This window comes from Neobacillus sp. FW104-15D2, from assembly GCF_058790155.1.
The window spans coordinates 73,942-86,401 of record NZ_JBYTCJ010000009.1; the positions used below are offsets into that span (position 1 = coordinate 73,942).

Consider the following 12,460-nt stretch of genomic DNA (forward strand, 5'->3'; position numbering starts at 1 on the left):
TTTTTAAAAATTTTTTAGTCCAAATTATGCATCTTCCAACTTCTTTTTTCCATTTAAAAAATGAGTTAAACCAAAACATGCCATATGTCCCCTGATATTTTTCACATTTAATCAGCTTTTACTATTTAAATAGTACTTTAGTACATTAACAGTTAAGCCTTAATGGATATATAGGAAAACATTAGAAAAACTTGGCATTCGCCAAGTCCGTTTTGACGGATGCCTTAGTTTTGCTTATGCTTCAGAATTTATGGATATAAATTCTGATTAGCGAACAAAAGGGATAAGCACCATGATCAGATGATGAAAGTTTAAACAACAAAAAACCGCCCTTATCAGGCGGTGAATGTACCCTGCATTGACAGGAGATCCTCAAAGTCACTTGCTTTAACCGGCTTGCTGTAATAATATCCTTGCATTTCCGTACATTCATTTTCAAGCAGATATTGAATCTGGTAAGCCTCTTCTACTCCCTCCGCTATTACGTGAAGACGAAGGCTTTTAGCCAGATTAATAATCGCATATGCAATCTCTGCATTATTATAGGCTTCGTCAATATCTGTTATAAAAGAGCGATCAATTTTAAGAGTATTAATTGGAAGCCTTTTTAAATAACTCAATGATGAATAGCCCGTTCCGAAATCATCTATTGCCACCCTAATACCTTCATTTCTTAGCTCACATAAGGCAGCAATTGTTTCATTTGTATTGTATAGCAGCACACTTTCCGTTATTTCTATTTCAAACAGCTCTCCAGGAAGTTTATAAAAAGTTAAGAATTCCTTTACTCTTTTTACCAACGCTGAAGGGTTTTGAAACTGCTTTGCGGAAAAATTCACAGCCATAGTAAGCGGGAAAGGATACTTTCCCTTCCATACTGAAGCCTTTTTGCAGGCTTGTTCCATAATAAATTCCCATATAGGCGAAATCAATCCTGAATCCTCAGCGACAGGTATAAATACTTCAGGAGATACCGGCCCAAGCTCCTCATCCGTCCAGCGAGCCAAGGCTTCCACTCCGGTTATAAATCCTGTTTTTGCATTAATCTTTGGCTGAAAATAGACATCAATCTTTGCTTCCTGTATTGCTTTCCGCAATCGTGTTTCCATCGTCAGCCGCTTATGGTTTTTTTCATTCAGCCTTTCATTGTAAAAAACAACGCAATTTCCACCCTGGTTTTTTGCTTCGTACATAGCCATATCCGCGTACATAATAAGTGTATCAATATCTTTGCTATGATCCGGAAATACACTTACCCCGCAGCTTGCACCCACAAAAACTTCAGTTTCACCTATAAAATATGGTTTTTTAAGACTATTAACCACTTTATTTCCGAGCTCCTGAAGGGCTTGTAATTGGGCGTTTTCTAAAATAATGATAAATTCATCGCCTCCCTGTCTAGAGATGAATCCCTTGCTTAGCAGCGCACATGTTTTTAAGCGATTCGCAATTTGCTGGATGAGCTCATCGCCCATATTGTGTCCAAGTGAGTCATTTACATTTTTAAAACGGTCAATATCAATAAACATAAGCGCAACATTTTCACCATTTTCTTTTATAGAAGATAATGAAGCTGTCAGCTTTTCTGTCGCATGTCTTCTGTTTGGCAGTCCTGTTAATGGATCATGGAGGGCTTGGTACTCTATCATTTGCTGGCTGGTTTTAAAATTGTCCACGTAGGTTTTCAATGAAGAGGACATGGCATTCACGTTTCTTGCAAGGAAGCCTAACTCATCCTTTCTGATTGATTCGATGGTTTTTCCAAAGTTCCCCTTGGCAATTTCATTTACCTGTTCGGCAATATAATCGATTGGCCTTGTTATTGCTCTTGAAAAAATAACACTTGTAATTAAAACCAGCAGCATAAAAATTCCAGAGAGAATGATATGCTTCACCAATTCTTTATGAAGCTGACTATCGATAACACCATAATCATAGGTAAATCCCAGAACAAACGGCTCATCTGGTCCAAGCTTTGAAGGTACGAAGGTTTTTTGGACCTTCTTTCCATTGAGCACTTGAATATAGCTTTGCTGCTTACCCGTCTTTATCGCTTTTTTTATGTATTTTTGATCGGTATCGCGATTATAAAAATGATAGGTTCCATACCAGATTGGCTTTGCAGAAATTCTTGTGTAAGGCTTTCCGTTGTCATTGATAATTTCTTTTTTCTCACCAAATTTCTTCGGATTGAAAACAGTCAGTTCAAGGACACCCTTCAGTTTATCTGTGAAACGATTGATGATTTTGATAGGTCCAAACCGGTTCTCATATGCCAACACTTCATTGTCCCGGAGATAGGGATCGATAATATAATTAGTGCTTCCTTCATAAAAATAGCCCCATTTATCAATATGCTTTGGATTGCTTGAAGCCACCTCTACCGGACCGGACCAGTAATTTGGCAATGACTGACCTTTTTTAATCGTGACGTTTTTATTTACAAACAGCTGGTTAAAGGCTGTATGCCAATATCCCCAGTCCTTTGTTGACATATTTAACTCATCCGGATCAGAGGACCTAACACCAATAATATCGTTATTTGTTTTCCCCAGTAAGGTAATATGGGATATCATAAGCTCCTTTGAGAGAGCTGTTAACTGATCATTTGTCACCTGCTCATAATTTGGCGGAAGAGATTTTTTTATGGCAACTGATGCAATTCGTAATTCCCTACCAAGCTGATCTTCTACAAACAAGCTTCCCTCTTTTGCCTGCTGTACCTGGAAGCTTAATTCCTGGGCAAGCAAGGTAATTTCCCGATTATTCTGGTTTAATAGCTCTTCTTTTGATTGAAAAAAATGGATTGTATTATTAGAAAGTAGGATTGCAAAAACTAGAAGAGTAAAAATAAGCGGCAATTTCTTCTTTATATCCATATTTGTGAAATCCCCCTGTAAATAGCACAATAAAAAGCCCCACTGTTCCTGAAAAAGGTAATATTCTGGAAATTAAATAGTTAAAGTGGCGTTAACTTTTTCTAGCGATTTTAAGATTATATCACTATATCAATATTGAATAACAGGGGAATTTTTACTGTAATTAACTTCCTTTTACCTTCACAAGAACATAAAAAAGCAACAAGCACAATGCCAAGCCCCATTATAGGACCTCCAATGGCATTAGCCGATGCTGCACTTTTTGTACCTGTCACAAATCGGAGTATCGTGCACCTAAACCGGTTAGCTCATCCAAAAGGGGTATAACGGCCTAGTAATACAAAATATTAGAAGAGCTCATCATGCCCCAAGTCCTTTTTGACGGATGCCGTAGTTTTTCTTATCACACTTCGGCACATCGTGTGCCTTTCGCCTGACTAAGACATCCATGGAAAAGCTAGTGCTTTTCCTTCGTGCGATGATATTGCTGACGAATCCTTCCTTATCCTGTCCGTCGTGCATTCAGATTTTATGGATATAAAATTCTGATTAGCTAAATAAAGCCTGAATCGCAATAGATTCAGGCTCACCAAATTTGTTCAAATGGCTGTGCTTTGGCTTTTATCTCTTTTATAAAAAAATCCATTCAGGAGCAGGCCATTTAAGGAAGCCAACACCTGCTGAAACAGCATCCCTACTACTACAGGAACGGCAACGGCTGCCGGGAAGTAGGAAACAGCCAATACTGCACCGGCACTAATATTTCTCATACCTCCAGTAAAAATTAGCGAAACAGTTGTTTCCTTGTCCCTTTTTAAAATCCTGCCTATTCCATAGGATAATAAATATCCCGTTAATGCAATAAAAAATACTACACCAATGATTCCAGCTAATTTCAGACTAAGATGCCTGAGGAAAGGTGCCACAACCGCTCCATTCAGCATTACTACTATGCCAAGGGCTGCTTTCGAGAAAGGCGCAAGCTTTGGACTTAGCATTTCTTTTACCTTTCCTTTTGTAAATTGATTTAAAAACATTCCCAACAGCGAAGGAATTACAACCATTTTCATAAGCCCCAGCATAATTCCCACACTATCCATCTCTACCTTCTGCCCGATAAATAAGGATAAACTCCATGGAACAATAAGAGGAGAAAGCAGCGTATCAATTAATATGATACACAGAGTAACAGGTATATTCCCTTTATAAATCGAAACCCAGATGAAGCTTGTAATACCCGTAGGGATAACCATACTTAATACAAGCCCAGTGATAGTGTAGCCATCACCACTAAACGCGAGATGGCCAATTCCCCAGGCCCATATCGGCATAATAAAATGAAGAATGGCTAAGGCAATAAATATTGGAAAAGGATGAACAATAGCTTCTCTTAGTGAACTGAAATTGGAACTTAAACTCCCCGAGAATGTCATAAATGCAAAAATCCATGGAATTAGATAAGAAAAGTCTTTTAAATAGGCTGCAAACAAAACACCCAAAATCACACCTGTAGGCGTAATAAATGGCATCATTTTTTCAAGCCGTTGATTGATTGTCTTCAGCATGCTGCTCTCTCCAAACTGTTTGCCACAAGCACTAGATCGTTTTTAAAAACTCTTTCCAGGCAGTGATCCCGCCTTCAAGCACAATAGTATTTACCTTTTGACCAGATAAAACATCTGCACACTTTTGAGCAGAGTTTCCTGTTGTGCAGGCAACTACGATTTCCTTAGCTTCCGGCAGATCCGCAACCTGCTGGTCTGTACCCAGAATATTTGTTTTTGGCAGATTAACAGTAGCAGCCATCGGATGTTCGATATGGTATTGCTGAAATTTTTCTTCTGCCCTTACATCAAGAATCACTACTTTTTCGTTATTGTTTAACTTTTTATAAAGCTCTTCAGGAGTTATTTTTTTATCACACATTTTAATATACACCTCATTAATAGGATAACACTTTATCATGCTATTTTAAGAAAATAAATACAAAAGCGCCAAAGGAATTTTAACCTCTGGCGCTGCTTGTCCACCTTTAGCTTGCTCTATTAATAATGTCCCTATTGGTTTTATGCAGCCCTTTGGCATAGTAAAACACTACCAAAAATACAATCCACAGAGGACCAATAACAATAGCAATTCTGCTATCCTCTCCATAGGCCATGAGAGCCACTACAAAGACTAGAAATGCAAGTGAAATATAGGATGCAGCCGGGAAAAGCGGCATTTTATATTTCAGTTTCGTACCCGGATTTAAACTGCGGCGATAGCGAATTTGGGACAGCAGGATAATTCCCCAAGTCCAAATCGCTCCAAACGTTGCAATGCTGGTAACCCAGGCAAAAACCTTCGCAGGAACTACATAGTTTAACAATACTCCTAACAAGAGCACTGCAGCGGAGGCGATTACGGCCGCTCCTGGCACCCCGTTTTTTGTTACTTTACTAAAGCTTTGCGGGGCTTCGCCATGCTCCGCGAGGTCAAACAGCATACGAGCAGTACTGAAAATTCCGCTGTTGCAGGATGAAAGAGCTGCTGTTAAAACAACAAAGTTAATAATACCCGCAGCGGCCGGAATACCGATTTGTTTAAAAGTCAGGACAAAGGGACTTCCCTGAGTGCCAATCTCCTGCCAAGGATATATAGACATGATGACAAACAAAGCGCCAACATAAAATATTAGTATTCTCCAAAAGACTGAATCAATTGCTTTGGAAAGAGTTTTTTCAGGGTTTTTCACTTCTCCTGCCGTTACCCCAATCATTTCAATGCCAAGATAAGCAAACATAACCATTTGTAATGACATGAGCACACCTTTGACTCCATTCGGGAAGAATCCGCCATGTGCCCAAAGATTTTTAATTCCAGTTGCAATACCTCCGTTGCCTATTCCAAAAGCAATCATACCTATACCTACAATAATCATGGCGACAATGGTTACAATTTTAATTAATGCAAACCAAAATTCAAGTTCACCATATGCTTTTACGGCAAGAAAGTTGACAGTCGCCATCGCTACTAGAGCAGCCAAGGCCCAAACCCAGCGAGGAACACCAGGTATCCAATATTCCATATAAATACCTACAGCTGTAATTTCAGCCATACATGTTACAACCCATAGAAACCAGTAGTTCCAACCTGTTATGTACCCTGCGAGCGGTCCCAAATAATCACGCGCATATTTACTGAAAGAACCGGCAACTGGTTTTTGTACTGCCATTTCTCCCAGCGCTCTCATAATGAAGAACATAATTATTCCGGCAAATCCATATCCTAGCAAAATCCCCGGACCAGCTAATTTTATGGCTGAAGCAGATCCTAAAAATAATCCTACACCTATTGCCGCTCCCAATGACATAAGCGTAATATGACGTTCCTCCAACCCCCTGTGAAGCTCCCTTTTCTGTGAACTCATCGAAATCCCCCTTGTTACTTAGTATTATCTTGTTCTTTTCTCATTTTTCGACTATTTTTCCCCTGTTGTTATAAGATTCGAGCAATTCATATGATTTATAACCATTTTTTCTTAACTGTAATCCTATTTTAACATAGCGAATACAAAATATTTTTTCAATTAAATAAAAGCAGCCCGCAGACTAAAATCTGCGGGCGAGCTATGTCACTTGTTTCTGCCAGGCTAACTGCCAAGCATATGTTAAGAATGATTGCCTCAGCTTCCTGATTTAGGTTTAGGGGTAGCTGGGTAATATTGTCCCGATCCCATCTGCGAACCGCCCATTCCCGGATAGCCCATTTGCGAACCGCCCATTCCTGGATACCCCATATGCGAACCGCCCATTCCTGGATACCCCATATGCGAACCGCCCATTCCTGGATATCCCATCTGCGAGCCGCCCATTCCTGGATATCCCATCTGCGAGCCGCCCATTCCTGGATATCCCATCTGCGAGCCGGCCATTCCTGGATAGCCCATCTGCGAACCGCCCATTCCTGGATATCCCATCTGCGAGCCGCCCATTCCCGGATAGCCCATCTGCGAGCCGCCCATTCCCGGATAGCCCATCTGCGAGCCGCCCATCATCGGATAACCCATCTGCGAGCCGCCCATTCCCGGATAGCCCATCTGCGAACCGCCCATCATCGGATTTCCCATCTGCGAGCCGCCCATCATTCCCGGGAAACCTCCCATACCATATTGCCTATTTTCAGCCATTAAACTTCTCCTCCTAAAAAGATTCAAGATAGTATATGTAAAGGAAACAGGACCGTATGGTTGTCTACCCATATTGTAATTAAATAAAAGTGAGCCAGGAATTCTGGCTCACTCTGTTTTCTTATTTACCGATAAACATCTGTGACCAGTAGTTCCCGGTTTGGTCAAATCCTACCCCAATATTGGTAAAACTGCGGTTTAGAATATTAGCACGGTGCCCCGGGCTATTCATCCAGGCGGTTACTACCTCTTGAGGAGTTTTTTGTCCCATGGCTATATTCTCACCAGCGGAACTATAAGTCACCCCAAAATCCCTCATCATATCAAATGGGGAACCATAAGTCGGACTGGTATGTGAGAAATAATGGTTCTTCTCCATATCCACTGCTTTCTTCTGAGCTACACCGCTTAATTGTGTATCTGCTTTCAGAGCAGGAAGCCCATTTTGTTTCCTCTGAACATTGGTTAAATCAATGACTTGCTGTGCAAACTGACTAATCCCTTGAGTTGTTTGTGTCTTATTTTGCGCAGGTGCCTGTGCTGCTGGCTTTTGCTGCTGTGTTGGCTGCTGAGCAGTTGGGCCCTGTTGTGTTCCTGTTGATCCCTGCTGCGGAGCCGGCTGGGCAGTTGGACCCTGTTGCGTTCCTGTTGGTCCCTGCTGTGGTGATGGCTGCTGCGATGGGGTTCCCTGTTGAACCCTCGGTACGGATACAGAAGGTCTTTGCTGCTGGCCAAGCCCCTGCGGCAATTCGCCTGCCTGACCCAATGTAAATGGAATAAACTGATACTTAGCCATTTGGATTAAAACAGCTTTAGTATGAGGATATTTGTTGCTATTCATATCAGTTTCCATTGAGGAAATGTTCAGCATATCTTTTCGGCCATTAAACCTGTCATTGAATCCTGCATTACGTTTGTTACCCTTATCATAATTCTCTGTCATAGGCCCTGCATGGTCGACATCACGGTCATTCATATATCGGTCATTCAGCCTGCTTTTTGTATTATAACGTACATTATCATAGTCATTGACACGGCCGTTATTAGTATCCCGATCAGGGTTGTAGCGGACATGAAGAGGTCCATTATTATTTCCCCTGTTGTTCATGTCATCATTTGCATTATTATTACACGCTGCCAGTCCCAGCATTAAAACAGGAGCGACCAGCACAGCGAGATGCTTTTTTATCAATTCAAATTCCTCCCTTGCATTGATATGTTACCTTATTATTTTTCAATGTTTCTTCATAAAATATAGGTGGAAATTAAAGGCCGCCGGAGAATAAAAATTGGAAGACTGCAGAGGTTATATAAGAAAAACGCAAGCTGCTGGAGCTGCACAATTTAAAAGGGAAAACTTTTATACTTTCTTGTCAATTGAAAAAGGAGTATTATGAAAAAATTTATTGTAATCGTCTTGCTGCTGTTCATCCCAAATCAAGCATCTGCCGCTTCGAAAGCACCAATCCTGCTTTATCATTGGATCGATGAATATAAAGGTTATGGACAAAAAGAATTGTATGTAACTCCTGAAAATTTTGAAAAGCAAATGGACTTTCTTAAGAAGAATGGATATACCTTATTAACTTTCGAACGTTTTGAAGAAATAGACAAAGTAAATAAACCCATTTTTATTACCTTTGATGATGGCTGGAAAGACAATTTCAATGCTTTATCGGTATTTAAAAGACTAAAGGATGAAACATTTGCTCCTTCTGGGACCATTTTCGCTATTTCAGATTTTATCGGAAGAATCGAAAGACTTTCCGCTTCGGAATTAAAATCTTTAGCTCACTCAGGCTACTTTTCGATACAATCCCACACAGCAACACATCCAAACCTAACAAAAACAACAAATCTAGATTATGAGTTGAAACATTCTAAGGAAAAAATTGAGCAAATTACCGGAAAGCCCGTAATGGCGCTTGCCTATCCATATGGGAGTTATAACCCTATAGTTGTTTCAGGAACAAAAAAATATTATCAATACGGGCTTACAACAATACCCGGACCTTTTACAAAAAAACAGGTAAATGACGAGCTCTTCCTTTTGCCAAGAATCTATGTAAATTATTCCACATCCCTTAAAGAATTTGCACAACTTGTGAAATAAAAAGGTAAGTATCATGGATTTGCTCCTCTTTCAGGGCTTTGAGAAGTCAAATCTCCACAAGGAGCCTTATCTAGTCTTTTAAGGGTCAAAAAGTTGATCCGGTGATTTGAAACTGTCCTTCATCCAGACTCTCAAGGACATAACTGCACCTTGGGCTTAATAAGAGGCATTCCATCCTTAAATACAAAATAAAAAAGTGCCCATAAGGACACTTTGAAATTTATAATAAGGAAATTTCCCTGTATTTAACAATTTAACGCCTTACCCAATAGCTCTATATCTTTATAAATGGCTCTTTTAATGTCGTTATCGTTACAGTTTCTATAATCACTCATCAACCGGCCTAATTCTCGGATAAACATAAGGTTTTCAAAGTTGTCTGCCATTTATGCACCTCTTTTCATCAAACTATATATATCGTTATTTCCCCTTTTTTACAAATTTTAACCGAATTGGAACTTCCAATTATTTGCTATTTCCTATCCTTTTGCATCCTGTAACTTAACTTCCCGATTGATAGACCCATAAAACCGTATTAAACCCTCCAACCCTAAATTTAATCTTTTCTCTATAGAAATTTCTTTAGGATTGCTCCATATTGCTCCAATTCATTTAAAATTCGTTCACGGCCTTTTTTGCTATCATGCCAATTAGCCGGAACAATTCCTCTGTTGTCATTTAAAGGCAAAACATCAATAACCTTATCCTCTGCGGCATAAATAGAGGCAAGCAAATAAAATCTTCGCGAAAAAAAGGATTTCCCCGCTAACATTATGTATTTGTAATTGGTGCCATTAAGTAATTGAAATGCGGATCGAATAACAGCCTCCACTCCTTGTTCCCTCTCATAAACCGGTATCTTACAAAGTTTTTCCTTCTTTATGCCTTTTTCTGTTAAGAGAGGGGTATAATACTCATATTCGCTCATTCCGAGAAATGTATTAAACACATCAGGAATCATAATTATGCTTTTGTCATTATTCCTATAATAATTAAATAATTGTTCATTTAACTCCGGAAAGTGCCCGGGATGATAAAGAATAACATCAGATCTTGAAAAGAGTCCTTTACTTTTCATAAAAATAAGCTCATCAATGCAAGTCATTGTTATTGGATTCATATAGGTAACATCTCCCATTGTATTTTTAAAAATTTCCGGGTATTATATTAATACAAGCTGCGTTGTTCGTACTCATAATAAAGTTTTAACCTTTAAGCTGTAATAGGGAGTTTTAATTGAAATCGGAATGACAAGCCTCTGTCTATACGACAAGGAGGACATGCAGGATGGTTTCTGCGAACACCCACTTTGAGGAGTGGTGGTTTAAAACTTTCTTATATTAACTACGGCAAATGCGGCTTCTTACTTAAAGCATTGAACCAGTTCCTTATTGGAACTGGTTTTTTATTTATTTCCATTTTCAAAGATAAAATTTTTTCTCTTTATTATTCAGAATTTTCTTGTTATGTTATAAGTTAATTAGCCTTTCCCTTCCTTCAGAGCATTTGGAGGATGCAATACTAGCGCTTAGTTACCAGAAATAAAGGGCACAGGCACGTTAAGTTTTTAAATGATTACAATAACAGGGAACTTAAATACGGGAACCTCTGGCCCATATAAGGAGGAGTTTCATGCGGCCCATTATATTAGGTATTTTTGCAGCATTCTTTTTTGCCGTTACGTTTATTTTAAACCGCTCAATGGAGCTGGCTGGAGGCAGCTGGCTATGGAGCGCTTCACTCAGGTATATTTTTATGATCCCTTTTCTCTTTGGAATCGTCCTGATACGAAAAAATCTCAAGCAGCTATTTGATGTTATGCGCGAAAGACCCGGTCCATGGTTAATATGGAGTTTTGTAGGATTCGGACTCTTTTACGGGCCTTTATGCTTTGCCGCCGCATATTCACCAGGGTGGCTGATTGCCGGAACCTGGCAGATTACTATCATTTCAGGTTCGCTCCTGGCCCCGTTATTTTATGAGACAATAATATCTAAGAATGGCCCTCAAAAGCAGCGTGGAAAAATTCCTTTTAAAGGCCTTGCCCTGTCGATGATCATTTTGCTTGGTATCGTACTTCTGCAAATTGAACAGGCAAAGGTAATTACCCTACCTGCATTATTGCTTGGTGTAATTCCTGTTATTCTTGCCTCTTTTGCCTATCCTCTCGGAAACCGAAAAATGATGGACGTTTGCCGTGGCCGTCTGGATGCCTACCAAAGGGTGCTTGGAATGACAATTGCCAGCCTGCCTTTCTGGCTGCTGCTTGCCCTTTATGGTTTCTTTGATTCCGGATTACCTGAATCCGGCCAGGTATATCAATCTCTCCTAGTAGCAGTAAGCTCAGGGGTAATTGCCACTGTTATCTTTTTTAAAGCAACAGACATGGTTAGAGGTAATATGCAAAAACTTGCAGCCGTAGAAGCAACTCAATCAGTTGAAGTCTTATTTGCTCTGGCCGGTGAGCTTTTCTTCCTCGCTCTTCCAATGCCGTCACTCTTATCCTGGGGCGGCATGTTTGTCATCATTATGGGCATGGTTTTGCACAGCTATGTATCTCATAAAAAAAGCACAAGCGCCCGTTCAGTTACGTATAGCCATTTGAAAAAAGGCTAAGGTCGCCACGGCCAACCCGCCATACGGCGGGTTTTTATTTTTATAAAACGTGATGATTAAGGCTATAAGCGCTGGGTATTAAACATATACTCAACAACCTTAATGGAGGTTGTTCGATAGATATCCTGAATGAAGTCCACATACTTCTCGTTCGAACTGGCTATGCCATGCTGCAGCAAAGCAGGCTCGAATCCTCTTTCCATGGCACCCTGATATGTAGCCTGGACACAATATTCCGCAGCAAAACCACAGACAAGCACCATACCAACATTCAAATCCTTTAATATATTTTCAAGGTCCGTCTGCCAAAAAGCATTGGAGTATCTTTTAGAAATAAAAATATCTGTTTTATCTGCATCTAATTTTTCATATAAATCAAAAGCATGCGTGCCAACCCCTGTCTCTTCATCCTGTATAAAAATAATAGGCTGATCTGCTTCACGGAATTTTAAAATGGAGTAGTTCACATACCCCAGGATACCCTTCAAGCTTTTCTTACTTTCTTCCATAGCATAATAGGCGTTCTGCAAGTCAACAACTAAGAGAGCCGTTTTCATCTCAAATCCATCTCCCGTTCCAAAAATGTTTTCCCATCAATCATAGAAATAATTTACACATACGGCAAGCAAGTTTACTCTTATAGGTATACAAAAAGATTTAAATAGGCAATAATCTAAATTA

Annotated in this window: 10 protein-coding genes and 1 other RNA gene; 3 read left to right on the plus strand and 8 right to left on the minus strand. The window is 39.8% G+C overall.

Annotated features, from left to right (window positions below):
* Positions 1–335: 335 nt before the first annotated feature.
* From AC3WR0_RS09320 to AC3WR0_RS09345, 6 genes are all read right to left on the minus strand, one after another.
* Positions 336–2,879, minus strand: coding sequence for a putative bifunctional diguanylate cyclase/phosphodiesterase (locus AC3WR0_RS09320; protein ID WP_492552054.1), 2,544 nt, complete (start codon positions 2,877–2,879; stop codon positions 336–338).
* A gap of 599 nt (positions 2,880–3,478) precedes the next feature.
* Positions 3,479–4,444, minus strand: coding sequence for a bile acid:sodium symporter family protein (locus tag AC3WR0_RS09325; protein WP_492552055.1), 966 nt, complete (start codon positions 4,442–4,444; stop codon positions 3,479–3,481).
* Between the two features lie 31 nt (positions 4,445–4,475).
* A complete protein-coding gene (locus tag AC3WR0_RS09330) occupies positions 4,476–4,805 on the minus strand; it encodes a rhodanese-like domain-containing protein (RefSeq protein WP_492552056.1) in 330 nt (109 codons plus the stop codon).
* Between the two features lie 106 nt (positions 4,806–4,911).
* A complete protein-coding gene (locus AC3WR0_RS09335) occupies positions 4,912–6,291 on the minus strand; it encodes an amino acid permease (RefSeq protein WP_492552057.1) in 1,380 nt (459 codons plus the stop codon).
* A 255-nt stretch (positions 6,292–6,546) separates the two neighbouring features.
* On the minus strand, positions 6,547–7,050 hold the full coding sequence (locus AC3WR0_RS09340) for a hypothetical protein (protein ID WP_492552058.1): 504 nt from the start codon (positions 7,048–7,050) through the stop codon (positions 6,547–6,549).
* Positions 7,051–7,171: 121 nt separating this feature from the next.
* Positions 7,172–8,242, minus strand: a complete 1,071-nt coding sequence (locus AC3WR0_RS09345) for a CAP domain-containing protein (protein WP_492552059.1) — start codon at positions 8,240–8,242, stop codon at positions 7,172–7,174.
* A 201-nt stretch (positions 8,243–8,443) separates the two neighbouring features.
* On the opposite strand from AC3WR0_RS09345, the gene AC3WR0_RS09350 reads away from it, so the two are divergent.
* Positions 8,444–9,163: a polysaccharide deacetylase family protein gene (locus AC3WR0_RS09350; protein ID WP_492552060.1), complete on the plus strand. Its 720-nt coding sequence runs from the start codon at positions 8,444–8,446 to the stop codon at positions 9,161–9,163.
* A 568-nt stretch (positions 9,164–9,731) separates the two neighbouring features.
* On the opposite strand, the gene AC3WR0_RS09355 is transcribed toward AC3WR0_RS09350, so the two are convergent.
* Complete coding sequence (locus tag AC3WR0_RS09355) at positions 9,732–10,283, minus strand: hypothetical protein (protein ID WP_492552061.1); 552 nt, start codon at positions 10,281–10,283, stop codon at positions 9,732–9,734.
* Positions 10,284–10,334: 51 nt separating this feature from the next.
* On the opposite strand from AC3WR0_RS09355, the gene ssrS reads away from it, so the two are divergent.
* Positions 10,335–10,529, plus strand: a non-coding RNA gene (gene ssrS / locus AC3WR0_RS09360) — 6S RNA.
* Positions 10,530–10,795: 266 nt separating this feature from the next.
* Complete coding sequence (locus AC3WR0_RS09365) at positions 10,796–11,779, plus strand: DMT family transporter (protein ID WP_492552062.1); 984 nt, start codon at positions 10,796–10,798, stop codon at positions 11,777–11,779.
* Positions 11,780–11,841: 62 nt separating this feature from the next.
* On the opposite strand, the gene AC3WR0_RS09370 is transcribed toward AC3WR0_RS09365, so the two are convergent.
* Positions 11,842–12,336, minus strand: coding sequence for an isochorismatase family protein (locus AC3WR0_RS09370; protein ID WP_492552063.1), 495 nt, complete (start codon positions 12,334–12,336; stop codon positions 11,842–11,844).
* Between the last annotated feature and the right edge of the window lie 124 nt (positions 12,337–12,460).